General features: G+C 61.4%; 17 protein-coding genes. All 17 read left to right on the top strand.

Annotated features, from left to right (window positions below; genetic code table 11):
• Positions 1-149 precede the first annotated feature (149 nt).
• A complete protein-coding gene (gene iolC, locus OK352_RS03530; protein WP_265140009.1) occupies positions 150-1,118 on the top strand; it encodes a 5-dehydro-2-deoxygluconokinase in 969 nt (322 codons plus the stop codon).
• On the top strand, positions 1,105-2,025 hold the full coding sequence (locus OK352_RS03525; protein ID WP_265140008.1) for a class I fructose-bisphosphate aldolase: 921 nt from the start codon (positions 1,105-1,107) through the stop codon (positions 2,023-2,025). The genes iolC and OK352_RS03525 overlap by 14 nt, the downstream gene beginning before the upstream one ends.
• Before the next feature lie 49 nt (positions 2,026-2,074).
• Complete coding sequence (locus OK352_RS03520) at positions 2,075-3,586, top strand: CoA-acylating methylmalonate-semialdehyde dehydrogenase (protein ID WP_265140007.1); 1,512 nt, start codon at positions 2,075-2,077, stop codon at positions 3,584-3,586.
• Between the two features lie 107 nt (positions 3,587-3,693).
• On the top strand, positions 3,694-4,638 hold the full coding sequence (gene iolB, locus OK352_RS03515) for a 5-deoxy-glucuronate isomerase (RefSeq protein WP_265140006.1): 945 nt from the start codon (positions 3,694-3,696) through the stop codon (positions 4,636-4,638).
• 14 nt (positions 4,639-4,652) lie between these two features.
• A complete protein-coding gene (iolD, locus tag OK352_RS03510; protein WP_265140277.1) occupies positions 4,653-6,551 on the top strand; it encodes a 3D-(3,5/4)-trihydroxycyclohexane-1,2-dione acylhydrolase (decyclizing) in 1,899 nt (632 codons plus the stop codon).
• 117 nt (positions 6,552-6,668) lie between these two features.
• A complete protein-coding gene (locus tag OK352_RS03505; RefSeq protein ID WP_265140005.1) occupies positions 6,669-7,577 on the top strand; it encodes a sugar phosphate isomerase/epimerase family protein in 909 nt (302 codons plus the stop codon).
• A gap of 116 nt (positions 7,578-7,693) precedes the next feature.
• Positions 7,694-8,713: a Gfo/Idh/MocA family protein gene (locus OK352_RS03500; protein WP_265140004.1), complete on the top strand. Its 1,020-nt coding sequence runs from the start codon at positions 7,694-7,696 to the stop codon at positions 8,711-8,713.
• A 9-nt stretch (positions 8,714-8,722) separates the two neighbouring features.
• A complete protein-coding gene (locus tag OK352_RS03495; protein WP_265140003.1) occupies positions 8,723-9,913 on the top strand; it encodes a Gfo/Idh/MocA family protein in 1,191 nt (396 codons plus the stop codon).
• A 272-nt stretch (positions 9,914-10,185) separates the two neighbouring features.
• Entirely contained in the window at positions 10,186-11,625 is a 1,440-nt protein-coding gene (locus tag OK352_RS03490; RefSeq protein WP_265140002.1) for a histidine-type phosphatase, read from the top strand.
• 158 nt (positions 11,626-11,783) lie between these two features.
• On the top strand, positions 11,784-13,646 hold the full coding sequence (locus tag OK352_RS03485; RefSeq protein ID WP_265140001.1) for an ABC transporter permease: 1,863 nt from the start codon (positions 11,784-11,786) through the stop codon (positions 13,644-13,646).
• Positions 13,647-13,648: 2 nt separating this feature from the next.
• Positions 13,649-14,785: an ABC transporter ATP-binding protein gene (locus OK352_RS03480; protein ID WP_265140000.1), complete on the top strand. Its 1,137-nt coding sequence runs from the start codon at positions 13,649-13,651 to the stop codon at positions 14,783-14,785.
• Positions 14,782-15,978, top strand: a complete 1,197-nt coding sequence (locus OK352_RS03475) for an ABC transporter substrate-binding protein (RefSeq protein WP_265139999.1) — start codon at positions 14,782-14,784, stop codon at positions 15,976-15,978. Before OK352_RS03480 ends, OK352_RS03475 begins: the two co-directional genes overlap by 4 nt.
• Positions 15,979-16,029: 51 nt before the next feature.
• A complete protein-coding gene (locus OK352_RS03470; protein ID WP_265139998.1) occupies positions 16,030-17,232 on the top strand; it encodes an ABC transporter substrate-binding protein in 1,203 nt (400 codons plus the stop codon).
• 184 nt (positions 17,233-17,416) lie between these two features.
• Positions 17,417-18,619: an ABC transporter substrate-binding protein gene (locus OK352_RS03465; protein WP_265139997.1), complete on the top strand. Its 1,203-nt coding sequence runs from the start codon at positions 17,417-17,419 to the stop codon at positions 18,617-18,619.
• A gap of 61 nt (positions 18,620-18,680) precedes the next feature.
• Entirely contained in the window at positions 18,681-19,529 is an 849-nt protein-coding gene (locus OK352_RS03460; protein ID WP_265139996.1) for an inositol monophosphatase family protein, read from the top strand.
• Between the two features lie 96 nt (positions 19,530-19,625).
• A complete protein-coding gene (locus OK352_RS03455; RefSeq protein WP_265139995.1) occupies positions 19,626-20,417 on the top strand; it encodes an HAD family hydrolase in 792 nt (263 codons plus the stop codon).
• Entirely contained in the window at positions 20,414-21,280 is an 867-nt protein-coding gene (locus OK352_RS03450) for an inositol monophosphatase family protein (RefSeq protein ID WP_265139994.1), read from the top strand. The genes OK352_RS03455 and OK352_RS03450 overlap by 4 nt, the downstream gene beginning before the upstream one ends.
• Positions 21,281-21,445 lie beyond the last annotated feature (165 nt).

Genomic DNA, 21,445 nt, shown 5'->3' with positions numbered 1-21,445 from the left:
GGTGCGCGAGCGGTGGTCCCAGCTTAATCTGCTTGCCGCCGCCTCACGGTGCACCCCAGGGTTGCAGGACGGTACTTGACGATTCATTTGTTAAGACAATAGGATGTAAGCAGGCTTCAGCACTTCACGAGAGAGCGATACATCGACGTATGACCACGCAGAACGACTCGTTCGACCTCATCACCATCGGTCGGATCGGCACAGACATCTACCCGCTGCAAGACGGCGTAGGTCTTGAGGACGTCTCGACGTTCGGCAAGTACCTCGGCGGCAGCGCAACGAACGTCGCCGTCGCTGCCGCACGCCACGGACTCCGCTCGGCCGTCATCACGGGAGTGGGGAACGATCCGTTCGGCCGGTTCTGCATTCGCGAGGCCGACAGGCTCGGCGTCGACAACCGCTACATCTTCGTCGACGACGACAATCCGACACCTGTGACGTTCTGCGAGATCTTTCCGCCAGACGACTTTCCGCTCTACTTCTACCGCAAACCGCAGGCACCCGATCTGCGCATCACCGACGAGCACCTCGACCTCGACGCGATTCGCAACGCGCGCATCTACTGGTCAACGGTCACCGGGCTGTCAGAGGAACCCAGTCGCTCGTCGCACTTCACAGCGTGGGAAGCACGCGGACGTCGCGAGCACACGATCCTCGACCTCGACTACCGGCCCATGTTCTGGGAGTCGCCCGCGGCCGCGCGCGAGCAGGTGCAGAAGGCACTCGAGCACGTGACCGTCGCCGTCGGCAACAAAGAGGAGTGCGAGGTCGCGGTCGGCGAGACCGATCCGCAGCGAGCCGCCGACGCGCTGCTCGACCGCGGCGTTCACATCGCAATCGTCAAGCAGGGTCCCAAGGGCGTTCTGGCCAAGACCCGCGACGAAAGCGTCGAGGTCCCGCCCTACTTCGTCGACGTGGTCAACGGACTCGGCGCCGGAGACAGCTTCGGCGGTGCCCTGAACTTCGGGCTCCTGAGCGGATGGTCGCTCGACCGCATCCTGCGCTTTGCCAACGTCGCCGGCGCGATCGTCGCCGCGCGCCGTGAGTGCTCGACCGCGATGCCCGAGACACACGAGATCGATGAGGTTCTGAAGGAGAGCGACTATGACGGCAACTGACACCGCCACCGCAGACCCCATCATCACGCCGCAACAGTTCGACCAGCTGCGAGAGACGCGCGCGTTCCACCCCGAGAAGGTGGCAGAGGCGCATGCGGCTCGCACACGTCGGCCCCTGCTCACAGATGGACGCCTCTTCATCGTCGCCGCCGATCACCCCGCACGCGGAGCGCTCGGCGTGCGAGACGAGCCCATGGCGATGGCCGACCGCTACGACCTGCTGAACCGCTTGGCGCTCGCCGTGAGCCGCCCCGGCGTGGACGGTGTCCTGGGCACCCCTGACATCATCGACGACCTCGCGCTGCTTGGCGTCCTCGATGACAAGGTCGTCGTCGGCTCGATGAACCGCGGCGGGCTCAAGGGCGCCTCGTTTGAGATGGACGACCGCGTGACCGCCTACGACATCGACGCGATCGTGCGCGACAGACTCGACTTCGCCAAGACGCTTCTGCGCGTGAACCTCGACGATGCCGGATCGGCGCGGACCCTCGAGGCGAACGCCAAGGCGGTATCGGATGCCGCCACAGCATCCGTGCCCATCATGCTCGAACCGTTCATGAGCGACTGGACGGGCGGCTCTGTCGTGAACGACCTCTCGACAGAGGCGGTCATCACCTCCGTCTCGATTGCCCAGGGACTCGGCACGAGCTCCGCCTACACCTGGCTGAAGCTTCCCGTCGTCGACGGTATGGAGCGGGTGATGGCGTCAACGACGCTGCCGACACTGCTGCTTGGCGGCGACCCGTCGGGAAGCCCAGACGCAACGTATGCGCGCTGGGCCGACGCCCTCGCACTCCCCGGAGTGCGCGGGCTCGTCGTCGGGCGCACTCTTGTCTACCCGCCGGATGGCGACGTGGCCGGGGCCGTCGATACCGCGGCCGCGCTCGTCCACCCCAGCACGCACTGACCCGGGCGAACACCGGGCTGTTACACACAGACTTGTCAAAGGAGAGAACATGACTGAGAACACTGAGCTGCCTGTTGTTTCGCATTGGATTGGTGGTGCGGAGGTGTCGTCGTCTGGGGGGCGTCGGGCGCCGGTGTTCAATCCGGCGACGGGTGCGCGGACGAAGGATTTGGTGTTGGCGGATGCTGGTGAGATTGATGCGGCTGTCGCGTCGGCGTCTGAGGCGTTTCCGGGGTGGCGTGATTTGTCGATGGCGAAGCGTCAGGGCATTATCTTCCGGTTTCGTGAGTTGTTGAATGCGCGCAAGTTCGAGTTGGCGGAGATCATCACGAGTGAGCATGGGAAGGTGGTGTCGGATGCTGCGGGGGAGGTGCAGCGTGGTCTTGAGGTTGTTGATCTCGCGTGTGGTTTTCCGCACCTGATCAAGGGTGGGTTCTCGGAAAACGTGTCGACCGGTGTTGATGTGTATTCGATCAAGCAGCCGCTGGGTGTTGTGGGGATCATTAGCCCGTTCAACTTCCCGGCGATGGTGCCGTTGTGGTTTTTCCCCGTAGCGATTGCGGCGGGGAACACGGTGGTGTTGAAGCCGAGTGAGAAGGATCCGTCTGCTGCTGTGTGGATGGCGCGCCTGTGGAAAGAGGCGGGGTTGCCTGATGGTGTGTTCAACGTGTTGCAGGGCGATAAGCAGGCGGTGGACGGGCTGCTTGAGGCTGCCGAGGTGCGGTCGATTTCGTTTGTGGGGTCGACGCCGATCGCGCAGTACATTTACGAGACCGCGGCTAAGCACGGTAAGCGGGTGCAGGCGTTGGGTGGGGCGAATAACCACATGATGGTGTTGCCGGATGCTGACCTGGATTTGGTGGCGGATAACGCGATCAATTCCGGGTTCGGGTCCGCGGGGGAGCGGTGCATGGCGCAGTCGGTGGTGATTGCTGTGGAGCCGGTCGCTGACCTGTTGATCGAGAAGATCCGTGAGCGGATGGTGAACCTGAAAGTCGGTGACGGGCGGGAGAACCCGGATATGGGTCCGTTGGTCACGGCGGCGCACCGTGACAGGGTGGCCGGTTATATCGATGTTGCTGAGCAGGATGGTGCGGACATCCTCGTCGATGGTCGCGGGTTCACCGTCGATGGGGCCGAGGAGGGGTTCTGGTTGGGCCCGACGCTGATCGATAATATTCCGTTGACCTCGCGTGCCTACGCGGAAGAGATCTTCGGGCCGGTGCTCTCGATCGTGCGGGTGGAGTCGTTCCAGGAGGGCATGGATCTGATCAACTCGGGTCAGTTCGGCAATGGCACGGCGATCTTCACCAATGACGGGGGAGCGGCCCGCCGGTTCCAGAACGAGGTTGAGGTGGGCATGATTGGTATCAACGTGCCGATCCCGGTGCCGGTGGCGTATCACTCGTTCGGCGGGTGGAAGCAGTCGCTGTTCGGCAGCGCGAAGGCCTACGGTGTTCACGGGTTCGACTTCTTCACCCAGGAGAAGGCGATCACGTCCCGCTGGCTCGATCCCGCCACACACGGCGGCATCAACCTCGGCTTCCCCGAAAACGACTAAGCACGCGGGGCGACCGGCAGGCGGCTCAGCCACGCCGAGCCACAGAGCGGCGGCATCGCCGGGTCGGTCGCCTCGCAGCATCCCGAATCGCGCAAAGGAGCAGACACATGACGCAGTGGTTCTTTCGCAATGGCGAACTTGCCCGCGACAGCTGGCAGAGCGTCGTTGACGCCAGCCTCGACGGGTGGCAGCACACGGGCCTGCGCATTGCGCAGATCACCGCCGGCCAGAGCGCGGCCCTCGAGGAAAGCAACGTCGAACGACTCGTGATCCCGCTCGCCGGTTCGTTCCGCGTCGAATACACAGCGAGGCGCGAATCGGATGCTGATGAAGCAGGCACACTCACCACAGACGCCGTCGACCTTGAAGGTCGCCGTTCGGTGTTCGATGGGCCACCCGACGTGCTCTACCTGCCGGTGGGCACGTCGGCGACGATCACGGGGGAGGGCCGTGTGGCTGTCGCGGAGGCTCCGGTTCCCGCCGAGCAGGCTGCCGAGAAGCATCCGGTCACGTACATCCCGAAGGCCGAGGTGCCCGTCGAGCTGCGCGGCGCCGGGCGCTCGAGCCGGCAGGTGCACAATTACGGCACACCCGCCGCGCTTGCTGCCTCGAAGTTCATCGTGTGCGAGGTGATCACACCGGCCGAGAACTGGTCGTCGTTCCCCGCGCACAAGCACGACACCGCCGTGCCGGGCACGGAGTCGCGCCTCGAGGAGATCTACTACTTCGAGACCGCCGTCTCTCGCGGCCTCGCCGCACCGCCCGAGGCCGACCCTTTCGGGCTGTTCGCCACGTACTCGTCGAACGCGGGCGACATCGACATCAACGCGATCGTACGCACCGGCGACATCGCGCTCGTTCCCTACGGCTACCACGGCCCAGCTGCCGCGGCACCCGGGTACGACATGTACTACCTGAATGTGATGGCCGGGCCCGACTCTGAGCGGGTCTGGAACATCACAGATGACCCCGCGCACGGATGGGTGCGCGCCAGCTGGGAGGGCCAAGAGTTTGACGCGCGCCTCCCGTACCGCGACGACGAAGGGCAGTGACCGTGTCACGCAGAATGACGGTGGGCCAGGCACTCGTGGAATTTCTTGGGCACCAGTGGACCGTTGACGGTGACGTGCGCGAGCGCACGATCCCGGGAATCTTCGGCATCTTCGGGCACGGAAACGTGGCGGGGATCGGGCAGGCGATCGCCCAGGCGAACGCCCTCGACCCCGACCTGCTTCCCTACCATCAGGCGCGCAATGAGCAGGCGATGGTGCACCAGGCCGTCGGCTATGCGCGCATGCACCGGCGTCGCGGCACGTTCGCGTGCGCAGCATCCGTGGGGCCCGGCGCGGCAAACATGCTCACCGGCGCCGCCCTCGCCACATCGAACCGGCTGCCCGCTCTGCTGCTGCCGAGCGACACGTTCGCGACGCGGGTCGCAGACCCCGTGCTGCAGCAGCTGGAGATGCCGCACGACACGTCGGTGCAGGTGACCGACGCCTTCAAACCGCTGTCGAAGTTCTTCGATCGCGTTGACCGGCCCGAGCAGCTCTTCTCGATCGCGCTCGCCGCCATGCGTGTGCTGACCGACCCGGCCGAGACCGGTGCCGTGACGATCGCGCTGCCCGAAGACGTTCAGGCCGAGGTGCTCGAGGTTCCCGACGAGTTCCTCGCCGACCGCGAATGGCACATTCGGCGCCCACCGGCCGAGCGCGGCCCTCTCGAGCGCGCGGCCGAGGCGATCCGCTCCGCGGCGGCGCCCATCATCGTCGCCGGGGGAGGCGTGCTGTACGCCGATGCCGAGAACGACCTGCGAGAGTTTGTCGAGCAGACGGGAATCCCGGTCGGCACGTCACAGGCCGGCGGGGGAGTGCTGCCGTGGGATCACCCGCAGTACCTCGGCGGAATCGGGTCGACGGGCACCACGGCGGCGAACCGCCTCGCGGCAGACGCCGATGTGGTGATCGGCATCGGCACGCGCTACAGCGACTTCACGACGGCGAGCCGCACGGCGTTCCAGAACCCCGATGTGACGTTCGTGAACATCAACGTCGCCTCATTCGATGCGTACAAGCACGGCAGTCAGCTGCCCGTGATCGCCGACGCGGGTGAGGCGCTGCGCAGCCTGAGCGATCTGCTCGCCGGGTATACGGTGCCCGCCGGAGTCGCCGCGCGCACAGCATCCGAAAAGCAGACCTGGGATGCCGCCGTTGACGCCGCATTCGAGCCAACCGGGCGCGCGCTTCCCGGGCAGTCCGAGATCATCGGGGCCGTGCAGGGCGCAAGCGACCCGCGTGACGTGATCGTTCAGGCGGCAGGCTCGCTTCCGGGTGACCTGCACAAGCTGTGGCGCGTGCGCGACGCACTCGGTTACCACGTCGAGTACGCGTTCTCGTGCATGGGCTACGAGATCGCGGGCGGGCTGGGCGTGCGACGGGGCGCGGATGCTGCCGGCGAAAGCGACCGCGACGTCATCGTCATGGTCGGCGACGGGTCGTATCTCATGCTGCACACCGAACTCGTCACCGCTGTTGCCGAAGGGCTCAAGATCATCGTGATCATCGTGCAGAACCACGGCTACGCATCAATCGGCCACCTGTCGGAGACGACCGGATCGCAGCGCTTCGGCACCCAATACCGCACGCTCGACGAGCAGGCGCGCAACTTCCAAAGCGGCGATGTGCTGCCTGTCGACCTGGCGGCGAACGCGCGCAGCTACGGTGTCGATGTGATCGAGGTGGCACCCGCAGCATCCGCGATCGATGACCTGAAGAGGGCGATCGCCACGGCCAAGGCCTCGGATGCCTCGACGGTGATCCACATCAACTCGGATCCGCTCGACTACGCGCCCGACGGCGAGGGCTGGTGGGACGTTCCCGTTGCCCCGGTCGCCGAGCTCGAGTCCACACGCAGCGCCTACACCGAGTACCAGACGCAGAAGGCGCGGCAGAAACCTCTGCTGGGCTGAGCAATGCTGGCCGACCAATGCAGGGTTGAGCGGCTGCTCGGCTGACAGCATCCGGAATCGCACACACGCACAACACGAACAGGCGCACACGCCAGAACGTCAGAGAGGACACGTCACATGTCGAACGGAATTCGCATCGGCACCGCCCCCGATTCGTGGGGTGTGTGGTTTCCGGATGACCCGGGCCAGGTTCCGTGGGAGCGGTTCTTGGACGAGGTCGTCGAGGCCGGATACACGTGGATCGAACTGGGCCCGTACGGATACCTGCCCACCGACCCGCACCAGCTGGAGGACGAGCTCGGTAAGCGCGGGCTGAAGCTCTCGGCTGGCACAGTATTCACCGGTTTTCACAAGGGGGATGACCAGTGGAAGCGCGCGTGGGATCAAGCGCTCGCCGTCGCGGGACTCGCCTCGAAGCTGGGGGCTGAGCACCTGGTTGTGATCCCCGATCTGTGGCGCAGCGATGCGACGGGTGAGGCACTCGAACCGCGCACGCTCGACGCCGACCAGTGGGCGAAACTTGCCGCGGCGCACGACCGGCTCGGCAAGGCGCTTCTCGATGAGTTCGGCATGGCCCAGCAATTCCACTCGCACGCCGACAGTCACATCGGCACCTACCGCGAGGTCGAGCGCTTTCTCACCGAGACCGACGAGCGCTACACCAACCTGTGCCTCGACACCGGCCACTTCGCGTACTACGGCGGAGACAACCTGAAGCTCATCGACGCCTATCCGTCGCGCATCGGGTACCTGCACCTCAAGCAGGTCGACCAGACGCAGCTGTTCGACGTGCTGAAGAACGATGTCTCGTTCAAGGATGCTGTCGCAGACGGCATCATGATCGAACCCCCGAATGGCGTGCCCCCGCTCGCGCCGATCATCGAGAAGGTCGCCGCCCTTGACCCGAATATCTTCGGCATCGTGGAGCAGGACATGTACGGCTGCGCTGCCGATCGTCCGTTCCCGATCGCCCAGCGCACGCGCGAGCACCTGCTGGGGTCAACACCGGCAGCGCGTATCGACTGAGCTGCCCCGATGAGCATCGTGGGCGTGCCGTCCGGCTGGCGTTCCACGCGCGACACGGCAGATGCCCCTCACGAACGGGCGCGCACCCTCACACACCGACAAGCGAAGGAAATCTCATGACCACCAACGATATTCGCGTCGCCGTCGTCGGCGCCGGAATGATGGGCGCCGACCACATCAACCGCCTGACCAACAGAGTCGCCGGCGCGCACGTGTCCGCCATTGTGGAACCGGATGCTGGTCGCGCTGAAGCCGCGGCAGCGAACGCGCCCGGTGCCCGCACGTTCGCGCGTCTTGAGGATGCGATCGCCGCCGACGCGCTTGACGCCGTGCTCATCGCGACGCCGGGGCAGTTCCACGAAACGGTGATCATGCCGGCGCTCGACGCTCGGCTGCCGATTCTCTGCGAGAAGCCGCTCACGCAGGAGCCGGAGTCGTCGAGGCGCGTGCTCGAGGCGGAGCAGAAGCTGGACGCGCCGCTTATTCAGGTGGGTTTCATGCGGAGATTCGACAGAGAGTACGAGCAGCTCCGCGAGCTCGTGACCTCGCATGACGCGGGTGAGCTCGTGATGCTGCGCTGCGTGCACCGCAACCCGAGCGTGCCGGAGGCGTATCACCAGAACATGCTCATCACCGATTCGGTGGTTCACGAGTTCGACGTGGCACCGTGGCTTGCGGGCAGCGACGTCAAGAGCGTCGAGGTGAAGCATCCGCGTCGCAACTCGCTTGCGCCGGAGCGTCTGAAAGAGCCGATCCTCGTGATCATCGAGCTGACGAACGGGGTGCTCGTCGACGTCGAGATGAACGTGAGCATTCAGTTCGGCTACCAGGTGGCCACCGAGGCGGTGTTCGAGAAGGGCACGGCCCGCATCGGCCAGCCCACGGGCATCGAGCGGTGGCAGGAGGGCCGTGTGTTCCGCGGCGAGCACGCCGACTACACGACGCGTTTCGCCGATGCCTATGACATCGAGGTGCAGCGGTGGGTGCGTGCCGTACAGAACGGCACGAACGTCGACGGCCCGAGCGCATGGGACGGCTACAAGGTGGCGCTGGCGTGCGAGGCCGGCGTGACGGCGCTGAACGAGGGCGGCATTGTGGAGATCCCGCACGAGGAGCGCCCGGCGTTCTACGCCTGAGCGTGTCCTATGGCGACATCGAAGCTCCGTCTCGGCGTCGGCCTCATCAGCGTGGGCTGGATGGGGCGACTCCATACGCGCTCGTACAAGGCGATTCCCGAGCGGTTTCCTGAGCTCGGCGTTGAGCCGCGACTGGTGATCGCAGCGGATGCTGTCGCCGATGTTGCACAGCAGGCTGTCGATCATCTGGGCTACGAGAGAGCCACGACCGACTATCGAGAGGTTCTCGCTGACCCAGAGGTCGATGTCGTGTCGATCTGTGCCCCAAACGTTCTGCACAAGGAGCTTGCGCTTGCCGCCGCCGCCGCGGGAAAGCCGTTCTGGATTGAAAAGCCCATGGGGCGAAACCTTGCCGAAAGTGCCGAGATTGCACGGGCAGCATCCGATGTCGGTCTCGTCACCTCGGTGGGCTTCAACTATCGCAATGCGCCAGCGATTGCGTATTCGCGTGATCTCATTGCGCGTGGTGAGCTCGGCACGATCACGAACGTACGCGTTTCGTTCCTTGCCGATTACGCGTCAGATCCCGAGGGCGCACTGACCTGGCGATTTGAGCGCGATCGCGCGGGGTCGGGAGTGCTTGGCGACTTGCTCTCACACGGCTTCGACCTCGCGACTCACCTGGTGGGCGATATCGATGCGGTGTCGGCGACCACGGGTACCTATATCACCGAGCGAGCGAAGCCGGCCTCGGCAAACGCCAGCCACTTCAGCACATCTGCCGGAGGCGAGAAGAAGCCCGTCGAGAACGAGGATGTCGCCCTGGTCATCGCCACGTTTGCGTCGGGCGCGATCGGGGCGTTCGAGGCGAGTCGCATCGCGGTCGGCCCGCGTGCCGAGTATGTCATCGAGGTGTACGGCACCGAAGGCTCCCTCAGGTGGGACTTCCAACGGATGAATGAACTCCAGGTGAGCCTCCGTCGCGAGGCCCATCACGGATACTTGACTCTCTATATGGAACCCGGGATGGGGGAGTATGCGCGCTTTCAACCCGGGGCCGGCACCGCCATGGGCTTTGACGATCTGAAGACAATTGAAGCGGCGAAGTTCCTCACATCCGTTCTCACTGGCGAACAGTGTGGTCCCTCGACACAGCACGGGCTCGCGGCAGCGCGCGTTGTGGATGCTGTGGAGCGCTCCGCCCAGCTGAAGGCGCGAGTGAGCGTTACGCACTCCTCGGTGGGGCGGGACGGAGTCTAAGTGATGACGTACACCGGGCGCAGATCGCGCCGTCCACGGTCCTCGACGGTGAGCTCAGATCCATCTTTCATGATCGAAGCGACATGACCGCAGAGTCGACGGGCGCACAACCGCGCTCGCAATTCACGTCATCCCCGAGCTGAGCACAATCCGCCGTTGGACTCTCGTCAAATTGCACCGGTTGTGTTATTGTCATTACATTCCGATTCCTTCGGTGCGCAGTTCACGACCCGTGAAGTCGCGTTCCGGGCAATGAAGCAGAAGGACGCACGATGACAATCACAGCAACGAGGCGATCATCACGCCCGTGGCTCACCGCGCTCGGCGCGGCAACAACCCTCACAATCATGCTAGCGGGCTGCTCGTCACCTGAGGTTGACAGCGCAGAAGCAGCCGCTGACGAGGCGGCAACAGACGTCAGGACCACGGGTAATCAATACGGAACAAAGGCGCCCTACGCGCCCTTTGAAGACATGGACGATTACGCTCCTGTGCCTGACGGGTACGAGCCCGTGCTTGTGGAGCATCTCGGCCGTCACGGATCACGACTTCTCTCAAGCAAGAAATATGATGACCTTCTCTACCAGCTCTGGCAGATCGCGGATGAGTCTGATGGCCTGACGGAACTGGGTGAGCAGCTCGGCGAGGACCTCGAAACGATCATCGCGGTGCACGACGAGGTCGGATACGGCACGCTGAGCGGTCTGGGTGCGACGGAAGAGCAGAACATCGGGCAGCGCGCGTACGAGCGAATGCAAGCGCTCTTCGATAATGCTGCCGAGAATCAGGGCTCGATCACATTCACCAGTTCCGGGCAGGATCGCGCGACAGCGAGTGGTGACAACTTCTTCATCGGTTTTGAATCCGAGAACGGCTCAATCGAGCAGGTCGTTGCACCGCGAGTCGATGATCCCGATCTACTGTACTTCCACAAGTCTGACCCCGAATACCTTGAGTACAAGGAGAACGACGAAGACCTCAGTGACGTCCTCGACGAGATTGAGAGTGGTCCGGAGGTCGAGGAAGTGGCACAAGACATCGTGTCACAGCTGTTCACCGAAGATTTTGTCACGCGTATTGACGATGGTGAGTTCGACCTCGTCGATAACGGAAAGGGCAAGAAGCATCTGAAGAGCGTTGTAGACACAGCGAGCTATCTTTACGAGCTCTACGTGATTGCACCGCTGATGTCGGAAGAGGCCGATGTTGACTTCGATGCCTACATCTCGGAAGAAGACGCCGAAGTGCTCGCGTATATATCCGATGCTAATGACTTCTACGAGAAAGGCCCGGGATTCGAAGGCCGTGACGTCACCTACCGGATGTCGACCGTGCTTCTCGATGCGTTCCTGGACGCCATCGCGGGTATCTCTACCGGCGAGACCACTCAAGCGGCAGACTTCCGATTCGCACACGCAGAAGAAGTGATTCCTTTCGCGACCCTGCTCCAGCTCCCCGGCAGTACGAAGCCAGCGGCCAAAGACGACCCGTATACATACGACAACAACCCGTGGCGCGGAGCACAGGTAGCGCCCATGGCGGCCAATATTCAGTGGGACGCGTTCGAGAATTCAGACGGGAATGTCATTATCCGGATGCTCTACAACGAAGCTGAGACCGCTTTCGGGTTCGATTGCACGCCGATTGAAGACGGCAGCTATTTCTACGAAGCAGACGAACTAGAGAGCTGCCTGGCACCACTTCGCGGGTGAAACGCACGACGATATGAACCTCATTCAACCACCATAAAAACCATCAGACGCAGAACATCAGTGATCTGAATACAAGGTCGGCGGCACCGCGTCGCCGACCCCAACCCGACAAGAGTTTGGAAGACGATGACGTCGCGAATTTGCAGAGGAGAAACTCGATGAGCAACGGGCTCCTTGAACGGGAGAAGAGCGAGCCTCGCCCCGAGCCGAAGGGCATAGAGCCTCAGGTCGGTGCCGGCAAGCGATTCGCCTACAAGCTGAAGATTGCGCTACGAGAGCCAACGACGATCGTTGGCATCCTCGCAGCCATTCTGTTCACCTATCTGATCATCGTTCCGATCATCACGATGCTGAGCGACGCGATGATGGTCCAATATGGTGACGAGCGCAGAGCGGACCAGAATTTCGGTGAGCTCACGCTCTACTATCTCCATCGGGTGTTCGCGTCGCCGCTGTCCGTTGATGTGTTTTGGCGGCCTCTCGGAAACACGCTCTCTATCGCGATTGGGGCGATCTTCTTTGCACTGATCATCGGTGGAACTATGGCGTGGCTGCTCAGTCGTACAAACCTCTGGGGCCGCAAGTGGTTCGCAACCGCACTCATCGTGCCGTACATGCTGCCGGCATGGACGTTCGCCCTCGCGTGGACGAACCTCTTCAAGAACCGGAAGGTGGGCGGTCAGGCTGGATGGCTTGAGGCTTTGGGGTTTGAGCCGCCAGACTGGCTCTCGTACGGGCAGATCCCCATCACGATCGTTCTTGCCCTGCACTACGCACCGTTCGTCATTCTTCTCTTCGGTAATGCGTTGCGGCGATTCGATTCCCAGCTGGAAGACTCCGCCCGAGTGCTCGGTGCCCGGAGGTTCCTCGTCACATGGCGAGTCGTTCTTCCCCTGATGAAGCCTTCGCTCGTATCAGCGACCATCCTGGTGTTCGCCAAGTGTCTTGGCGAGTTCGGTGTCGCCTACGTCCTGGGTATGCCCGTGCAGTACGAGGTGCTTGCGACATCCCTTTACCGAAACATCTCATCGCGGCAGACGGGTGTCGCCGCCGTCCTCGCCGGCGCCATCATCCTGATCGGCGTGATTTCTCTCCTCATTGATGCGCGACTCGTGAAAGAAGGTAAAAAGTTCGTCACCGTGGGCTCGAAGGGCTCGATGAACCGCCTGTCGCAGTTGGGCAAATGGCGTCTGCCAGCAACGATCGGGGCTGGCTTGGTGTTCTTCGTGAGCGTCGTGCTTCCGCTGGGCACCTTGTTCCTCTCGACGATCATGCGGTTCCCCGGGGTATTCGAAGCCAGTAACTTCACGCTGGACTTCTGGATCGGCCAGAACCTGGACACTGTTGCACTCCGACAGGGAATCCTCTTTACGCCGGAATTCTGGGCAGCGGCATGGAACACGTTATGGATCGTCGGACTCGCCGCCGTTACATCGGGAATCTTGGGACTTCTGGTTGGCTACGTCGTCGTTCGTACTCCGGTGAAATTCGTCGGCTCTTTCTTGAGGCAAGTCACGTTCTTCCCCTACCTGGTTCCGGGCATCGCCTTCGCCGTGGCGTATCTTTCACTGTTCGCCGTGCAACGGGGCCCGGTTCCTGCACTGTATGGGACGGCTGCGATCCTGGTGCTCGCATTCATCGCTGAGCAGATGCCCTACGCTTCTCGCGCTGGAATTTCGGCGATGATGCAGCTCGGCAAAGATCCAGAAGAGGCGGCGCAGGTTGCGGGTGCTGGCTGGTGGAAGCGTATGACCAGAGTCGTCATACCCATTCAGAAGGGCTCGTTGACCACAGGGGTTCTGCTCCCGTTCATCTCGGGTGTCAAGGGACTGAGTCTCGTCGTGATCCTTGCGGTTCCCGGAACAAACGTTCTGACCACGTATTCGCTTCAATTGGTGGACTACGGATACGACCAGGCTGCAAATGCCGCTGTACTCATGGTCGCAGCGATTGCGTTCTTCGGAACGCTCCTCGGGCAGAAACTGACAAAGAGCAACTTGGCAGAAGGACTAGGTGGCTAGAAATGCCGAACATTAATTTGAGCAACATCCAGAAGAACTACGGTGGGGGTTCCCCGAATGCCGTCGAGAATCTTAATCTGGAGATCGGCGACGGAGAGTTCATGTGCCTCCTCGGTCCGTCGGGGTGTGGCAAGACGACAACTCTCCGCATGATCAGCGGGCTCGAGCATCCCACGGGCGGGAAGATCACGATCGGAGATCGCGTTGTCGACTCTGTTTCGGACGGGATTTTCGTCCCGCCGGAGAAGCGTGAACTCGGGCTCGTTTTTCAAAGCTACGCTCTGTGGCCACATCTCTCGATTGAGAACAATGTCGATTTCGGCCTCCGCCTGAGAAAGATTCCGCGCGCGGAGCGCGAATCGCGGACCACAGAAGTCATGGAGAAGATGGGCATCGAGAAGTACCGTAAGCGGTACCCCTCCGAGCTTTCGGGTGGTCAGCAGCAGCGGGTTGCGCTGGCGCGCATGCTCGCTGTGAACCCGGGCGTTCTGCTTCTCGATGAACCGCTGTCAAACCTCGATGCGCGCCTCCGTCTGGAAATGCGTGCTGAGCTGAAGCGCATCCACGAAGAGTTCAACACCACGATCGTCTTCGTGACCCACGACCAGTGGGAAGCCATGACGTTGGCCACCAAGATTGGCGTCATGAGCGACGGCGAGTTGCAGCAGCTCGGGACGCCAGACGAGATCTACGGTGCTCCTGCCAACCGGTTTGTCGCAGAATTCGTGGGCAGTCCTCCCATTAACATCATCCAGCTGGCTGACGATGAGGCCGGCGGACTGTCCCTGTGGGCGATGCAGTTCCTGACACGGCGATACGCGAAGATCGATTCGCTCGGTTCGCTCGGAATTCGCCCGGAAACCGTTCACGTTGCCGCGCATGAAATCGATGTACCCGACGACTCCTTCAAGGCACGTTCGCGGGTGACAGGTGTCCTTCCTACAGGCGGCAGCTGGATCATCGAGCTCGAAGTCGCGGGGCGCAAGATCTTCTCGGTCACGAGTGAGCTGCCGAGCGTTCACGCGGGAGACGAGGTCTATTTCTGGGTGCGCCCAGGGGACCTGCATCTGTTCGACATCGATGGAAACCGTGCACCTCAAGCTGACCTGGTTCTCACCGAAGTGGGGCTCGTCAAATGACGAATAGCAAATTCTCTTCACGAGCGAGGCTCCACAAGGGCGTCGCGGGAATTGCGCTTGCCGCGGCTTCGCTTCTCACTCTTGTCGCGTGCTCACCATCTTCGGCACCGCCGGAAACCGTCGACGCCGATGACCTTGGTATATCCGATGCCGACTACAGCCTCGACAAGCTTGTGGAAGCGGCGAAAGACGAAGGCCCGATCGTTGTTCTTGACACGACGGGCAAGATCGTGGATATCGCCAAGACCTTCACCGAGAAATACGGTATTGAGGCCACAGGCGTCAAGATGAAGGCCGGTGAGCAGGCCGAGGTCATTATTCGAGAAGGCGAGGCGGGGAACGTCAAGAACGACGTTATCCTCATGCCGGACACACAGACAGCCGTTGCTGATCTCATGCCTCGTGGATACGTCACGTCCTGGTTCCCGCCGGATATGGCGTCAGATGTCCCGGAAAAGTTTCAGGACCCAGCGATTGTGACGCAGGAGACGAACGTATGGGCATACAACACCGAGGTCTACGGCGACACCTGCCCCGTCGACAACATCTGGCAGCTCACTGAGGACGAGTGGCAAGGACGTATCAGCTTCCAGGACCCACTGCTGAAGGCTGACTACCCCTACTGGTTCAATCAGATGCAGAGTCAAGGTGACGATCTCGTCGCCGATGCATACGAGGACGAGTTCGGCGAGCCGCTGACGACCGATGAGGACAGCGCCACTGCTGAATGGGTCAAACGACTTGCCTCAAATGACGTCGTCTTGACGAACTCGGACGACGACGCTGCTCAGGCGGTGGGTGCCCCGGGACAGGACGAGCCCTTTATGGGGTTCATCAGCACGGCCAAGTTCCGCGACAATGAGGCAAGCGGATACAAGCTGGGCATCTGCGCAGATCTTGAGCCGTGGGCTGGGCGTGCGTACACGAAGACAGCGCTCATCGCGGCCGGCACAGCAAGTCCCAACGCGGCGAAACTTTTCGTGCATTTCATGTTTACCGAAGAGGGCGTCGGGCCTCAGGTCGCCGATGGGAAGAAATCCACCAACTCCACGATCAGCTTCCCCGCCGATGAGCCGAGTGGCCTCGAGTCCGTGTGGGATCAGATTCTTGTATTCGATTCTGAGACTGCGGAGGAGGATTTCAATGCTCTGCAGGACTGGCAAGACTTCTGGCGTATCCACGTCAGAGATTAGAGCGCACATGTGCGCAAACCCCATGCACCAACACAACCGTAGGAAGGAACAATGAAGTTCTCCAATAAAAAGGCGTTCCGGGCGCAATCTGTGTGCCTGATCGCCATGACAGCATCCCTCGCTTTGGGCGTTAGCGCGTGTACGCCCTCATCGGCGCAATCTGAGGGCAAGGATGACGCAGCAGAATCTGTGCAGCTCGGCATCTCGGACGATGATTACTCGCTGGATAAGTTGATCGAAGCGGCGAAGAAGGAGGGTCCGCTGACCGTCTCTGACAGCACAGGGAAGATCAAGGACATCGCGAAGAACTTTACGAGTGAGTATGGGATCGAGACGACCGGCGTCAAGATGAAAGCTGGCGACGCTCAAGAGGTCGCCATCCGTGAGTCTGAGGCAGGCAATATCAAAACGGATGTCTTCATACTGAGCGACGCTCCAGCAGCACAAAGTGCCTTGATCGAGCGTGGGATCACGTCGACCTGGACACCCCCAGATCTCGCAGACACGATTCCCGATGAATATCAGAATCCTCAGGTCATCACGACCGATGTCCTCGCCTGGGGATACAACACGGATATTTATGGTGATGAATGCCCCGTTGACAACCTGTGGGCCCTGACAGACGACGAGTGGAAGAGCCACGTCGTGATGGAAGACCCGACCATCAAGGCCGCCATCCTTTACTGGGTCAACCAGATGGCAGAGCACGATGATGACGCCATGGCTGAAGCCTACGAAGACTATTTCGGTGAGGACCTCTCGACCGATGAGGACTCGGCGTCAGCAGAATGGCTGAAGCGGCTTGCGCTCAACAAACCGCTCCTCGTCAAGAGCGGGAGCGACGCGGCCGAGTCGGCTGGTGCTCCCGGGCAAACCGAGGCGTTTATGGGCATGATGAGCACGGCTAAGTTCCGCGAGAATGAGGACAGCGGGTACAAGCTGGGCCTCTGCAAGCACATCGCTCCCTTCTCTGCAATCGGGTATACAAAGGTTGGGCTGATCGCTAACGGCACGAAGAGCCCAAACGCTGCCAAGCTCTTCCTGCACTACATGCTGACGGAAGACGGAATCATGCCGCAGGTCGAAGACGGAAAGTTCTCGTCCAACCCGGACGTTCCGATCGACCCGTCAGAGCCGTCTGGAATTGCGGACATTTGGGACGAGGTCTATCTCCCCGATCGGGCCACTCTGGACAATGACTTCAACACTCTTCCCGAGTGGATCGACTTCTGGACAATCAACAACCACAAGTAGTTCATTTCATCTGTCTGAAGCCCCGAAATTTGTGTGGGATCAGATTCTTGCATTCGATTCTGAGACTGCGGAGGAGGATTTCAATGCTCTGCAGGACTGGCAAGACTTCTGGCGTATCCACGTCAGAGATTAGAGCGCACATGTGCGCAAACCCCATGCACCAACACAACCGGAGGAAGGAACAATGAAGTTCTCCAATAAAAAGGCGTTCCGGGCGCAATCTGTGTGCCTGATCGCCATGACAGCATCCCTCGCTTTGGGCGTTAGCGCGTGTACGCCCTCATCGGCGCAATCTGAGGGCAAGGATGACGCAGCAGAATCTGTGCAGCTCGGCATCTCGGACGATGATTACTCGCTGGATAAGTTGATCGAAGCGGCGAAGAAGGAGGGTCCGCTGACCGTCTCTGACAGCACAGGGAAGATCAAGGACATCGCGAAGAACTTTACGAGTGAGTATGGGATCGAGACGACCGGCGTCAAGATGAAAGCTGGCGACGCTCAAGAGGTCGCCATCCGTGAGTCTGAGGCCGGCAATATCAAAACGGATGTCTTCATACTGGGCGACGCTCCAGCAGCACAGAGCGTGTTGATCAAACGAGGAATTACCTCGACCTGGACACCCCCAGACCTGGCAGACACCATCCCAGCCGACTCTCAGGACCCTCAGGTCATCACTACTAGTGTCCTTGCATGGGCGTATAACACGGAGAAATACGGTGAAGAGTGTCCTATTACCAACTTGTGGGCTCTAACGACAGACAAGTGGAATGGCCAGATCGTCCTTGAAGACCCGACGCTGAAGACAGCAATTCTCTACTGGGCTAACCAAGTGGCCGATCATGATGATGATGAAATGGTTACCGCATACGAGGACTTCTTCGGTGAAGACTTCGCAAGTGAGGAAGATTCTGCTGTCGCGGAGTGGCTGAAGAGAATCGCCGGAAATAACCCGTTGCTCGTCAAGAGCGACGGTGACGCAGCCGATGCTGTGGGGGCCCCGGGGCAAACCGAGCCATTTATGGGGCTGATGAGCACGGCCAAGTTCCGCGAGAATGAGGACAGCGGTTACAAGCTTGGACTTTGCAAGCACATTGCGCCGATCTCTGCGATTGGCTACACAAAAGTTGGTTTGATCGCCAACGGTACCGAAAGCCCGAACGCGGCAAAATTGTTTCTTCACTACATGTTGACTGAAGACGGCATCGCGCCTCAGGTGGCGGATGGAAAATTTTCGTCTAACCCAGACGTTCCGCTGGATCCCACCGAACCGTCTGGCATCGCAGACATTTGGGACGAGGTCCACGTACCTGACCGGTCAACTTTGGATAGCGATTTCAGCGCTCTGCCCGACTGGATCGACTTCTGGACAATCAACAGTCACAAATAGCAGAACCATCCGCCTCAGACCCCGACACGTCGGCGTGAATTGAAAGGAAATGAAAATAACGATGAATGGCAAGATTGACGAGTCGCGCCACTTGGGGTCTTTGGCGGAACGGGCGGCGCGCAGCGTCGGCGACCAACTGCGCGCCGCCTTCCGAAGCCCTATGGACAAGGACTTCAAACGCGACGCACACGATATTGTGACGCTTCACGATAAAGCGGCAGAGGAAAAAATTGTCAAGCTTCTTCTCGCCGAATGTCCTGACTCCGTGATCGTCGGCGAAGAGGGCGGTACTCGAGGTGCCGGCCGCGTGGAATGGCACATCGACCCGATTGATGGGACGTCCAATTTCGCGCGAGGCATCGCGCTGTGGTGTGTCTCGATCGCTGCCGTCGTTGACAACGAGACAGTCGCGGGCGTTGTCTTTGACCCGGTTGCCGACAACCTTTTCCGGGCGGATCTCACGGGTGCATGGCTCGGTGACGACCCGATTCACGTGCAAGCCGCCGACGATGAGATGCGAGCGACGATCGTCTCGAGCTTTCCCAATGCAAAGGACACGTGGCTGTTCGGCCCGTCGGCATTCGACGCGCAGGCGCGTTTGATCGAGGCATTCCAGGCCGTGCGGAACCTCGGCAGCGGGGCGTTGAACCTCGCCCACGTCGCGGCGGGCTGGGCCGATGCCACGATGGGCTTCTACACGAACTCCTGGGACATCGCGGCCGGAGGGTTCATCCTGCAGCAAGCAGGCGGACGATTCTACGCGCTTGAGAGAGGGCTGCCCGTCGAGCCATACTTCAGCGCCCCAGACTATTACGCCATCGGGGGCGGCATGGCCTACGAGACTCTGAGCACCATGATGCAGGAGTGGTCGGCGCGATATGTCCCCGCCGAGATGAAGGCGCAAGCATGATCCTCCCGCGGCACGGCGCAGCCTGCGTTGTGCGGGGATTCGAGAAAGCCGTTGTTTCGGACAGAGAACGGAAGAATGACTAACAAGGAGAAAGACATGAGCGGGCTGATCAGGCCACAGGCACTTCTGGTTGATTTCGGCGGTGTCATTGTGGAAACCCGTAATCGACCCAATTGGCAACGGCGAATGGCGGAACACGTTTTCGAAGAGTTCACTGCTGCCGCCGTCAATCCGGACGGTCTCACGGTCGACGATGTTGAGCGTGACATTCGAGCGGGCGGAAAGGCCGATTCGAAGTGGAAAGACGCCATGTCTCGGCCATTCGCACCGGTCGAGCTGCGATACGAGCAGTTCTGGGTGGACTTCGTAGGCGGCGACTGGCCGGCCCCGGCACGTGACTTCGTCGAAAGCAACGCGCGTGAACTGTGCCGAGTGATGGGCGAGGTCAAGCAAGAGCGAAAGACCCGTGAAGGATTCATCGAGGTGCTCGACGCTGCGGAGGCCTCCGGCGTCCCGGTCGTGATCGTGAGCAATACGCTCATGGGCGTCGTGCACCGTGACTATCTTGACCGCGTGGGTCTGACGGAACGGTTCGCCGAGCAGATTTACAGCGATGAGGTCCGAGTCCGCAAGCCCAACCCCGAGATGATTCATCTCGGTGCTCAGGCCGTCGGCAAGACGGCGGAGCAGTGCTGGTATGTCGGGGACAACTTCGACCGTGACGTTCTGTGTGGAGCTCGTGCTCACGTCGGAGGCAACATTCTGATGGAGGCACGCAGCACCTATGATCTTCCCTACGATCTCCCGGTGACCGCCGATGCAATCGTGGCTGACCCATGGGGGTTACTTGACCTCCTCGAAAAGGCCACGAGCCGGGAGGTCGCATGAACGCCAAGGCTGCGCAGGCACCCACGACGCTCCCGACGCCCGAGCAGCGAGGCGAAGCGCAACGGCTCCGGGGCGTCGCCGAAGGGGCAACGCGTGCGGTCCAAGAGCAGCTGAAAGCGGCTTTTCGCACGTCGATGTCGATCGGGCACAAGCGGGACGCTCGCGACGTCGTGACCGAGCACGACAAGCGCGCGGAAGCAACGATCTCTGCCTATATCTTCGAGCATGTCCCCGACTCCCGTCTCCTCGGAGAAGAAGGGGGTTCGGTGGGAGAGGGCCGAGTGTCGTGGTTCGTCGATCCGATCGATGGCACGAGCAACTTCGTTGACGGCATCGCATTCTGGTGCATCTCTGTTGCGGCAGCGATCGATGGTGAGGTCGTCGCGGGCGCGATCCTCGACCCGATGGCGGACGATCTCTTCTCGGCTGACCTTGACGGCGCGTGGCTGAACGGTGAAACCTTGCGTTCTGTCGGCGCACCGACAGAGGCTGAGGCCACACTCATCACCGGTTACCCTAATGCCCGACAGCTCGAAGCGCAGGGAGCGCCGGCACTGGGCGACTTCGCGCAGCTCGTGCTCACCTTCAGAGCTCTTCGACGGCCGGGAAGTGCTGCACTCACGCTCTCGCACGTCGCGGCAGGCTGGGCGGATGCTGCCGCAGGGTTCAATGTGAACCCGTGGGATATCTGTGCCGCCGACCTTATTGTTCGACAGGCTGGAGGAACCTATGTTCCTCTGCCCGTCGGGCAGAGTGAGAAGCTCGACGCTCGCTATCTCCATAAGGGATATGTCGCCACGGCGGGACACGCTACGTATCCGAAGCTGATGGCGATCGCACGGGATATCGCCGCTCGCGGCTAACAACATCAAGAAAATCCCCGGGAGACATTGTGTCTCCCGGGGATTTTTGCTGTGAATTCGTCTGTTGAAAGCCCTGCCTGAGCTGAACTCGGAACTCTCGCTACCGGTGGCCTCCGTGAGCGAGACTCGGCGTGTTGCCGCACAGGGGAGGAGCGTCCGCGTGAC

It is taken from the genome of Microbacterium sp. MPKO10, from assembly GCF_026107415.2.
Classification (GTDB): Bacteria; Actinomycetota; Actinomycetes; order Actinomycetales; family Microbacteriaceae; genus Paramicrobacterium.
Note: the sequence above shows the minus strand (reverse complement) of the source record. Positions and strands in the feature narration are given on the sequence as shown.

What these genes read in the sequence shown, in the direction of transcription:
- OK352_RS03490 (WP_265140002.1), top strand. Translation starts at nt 10,186, where the DNA reads ATGACAATCACAGCAACGAGGCGATCATCACGCCCGTGGCTCACCGCG.
- OK352_RS03525 (WP_265140008.1), top strand. Translation starts at nt 1,105, where the DNA reads ATGACGGCAACTGACACCGCCACCGCAGACCCCATCATCACGCCGCAA.
- OK352_RS03470 (WP_265139998.1), top strand. Translation starts at nt 16,030, where the DNA reads ATGAAGTTCTCCAATAAAAAGGCGTTCCGGGCGCAATCTGTGTGCCTG.
- OK352_RS03450 (WP_265139994.1), top strand. Translation starts at nt 20,414, where the DNA reads ATGAACGCCAAGGCTGCGCAGGCACCCACGACGCTCCCGACGCCCGAG.
- OK352_RS03505 (WP_265140005.1), top strand. Translation starts at nt 6,669, where the DNA reads ATGTCGAACGGAATTCGCATCGGCACCGCCCCCGATTCGTGGGGTGTG.
- OK352_RS03485 (WP_265140001.1), top strand. Translation starts at nt 11,784, where the DNA reads ATGAGCAACGGGCTCCTTGAACGGGAGAAGAGCGAGCCTCGCCCCGAG.
- OK352_RS03500 (WP_265140004.1), top strand. Translation starts at nt 7,694, where the DNA reads ATGACCACCAACGATATTCGCGTCGCCGTCGTCGGCGCCGGAATGATG.
- iolD (WP_265140277.1), top strand. Translation starts at nt 4,653, where the DNA reads ATGACGGTGGGCCAGGCACTCGTGGAATTTCTTGGGCACCAGTGGACC.
- iolC (WP_265140009.1), top strand. Translation starts at nt 150, where the DNA reads ATGACCACGCAGAACGACTCGTTCGACCTCATCACCATCGGTCGGATC.
- OK352_RS03520 (WP_265140007.1), top strand. Translation starts at nt 2,075, where the DNA reads ATGACTGAGAACACTGAGCTGCCTGTTGTTTCGCATTGGATTGGTGGT.
- iolB (WP_265140006.1), top strand. Translation starts at nt 3,694, where the DNA reads ATGACGCAGTGGTTCTTTCGCAATGGCGAACTTGCCCGCGACAGCTGG.
- OK352_RS03480 (WP_265140000.1), top strand. Translation starts at nt 13,649, where the DNA reads ATGCCGAACATTAATTTGAGCAACATCCAGAAGAACTACGGTGGGGGT.
- OK352_RS03455 (WP_265139995.1), top strand. Translation starts at nt 19,626, where the DNA reads ATGAGCGGGCTGATCAGGCCACAGGCACTTCTGGTTGATTTCGGCGGT.
- OK352_RS03475 (WP_265139999.1), top strand. Translation starts at nt 14,782, where the DNA reads ATGACGAATAGCAAATTCTCTTCACGAGCGAGGCTCCACAAGGGCGTC.
- OK352_RS03495 (WP_265140003.1), top strand. Translation starts at nt 8,723, where the DNA reads ATGGCGACATCGAAGCTCCGTCTCGGCGTCGGCCTCATCAGCGTGGGC.
- OK352_RS03465 (WP_265139997.1), top strand. Translation starts at nt 17,417, where the DNA reads ATGAAGTTCTCCAATAAAAAGGCGTTCCGGGCGCAATCTGTGTGCCTG.
- OK352_RS03460 (WP_265139996.1), top strand. Translation starts at nt 18,681, where the DNA reads ATGAATGGCAAGATTGACGAGTCGCGCCACTTGGGGTCTTTGGCGGAA.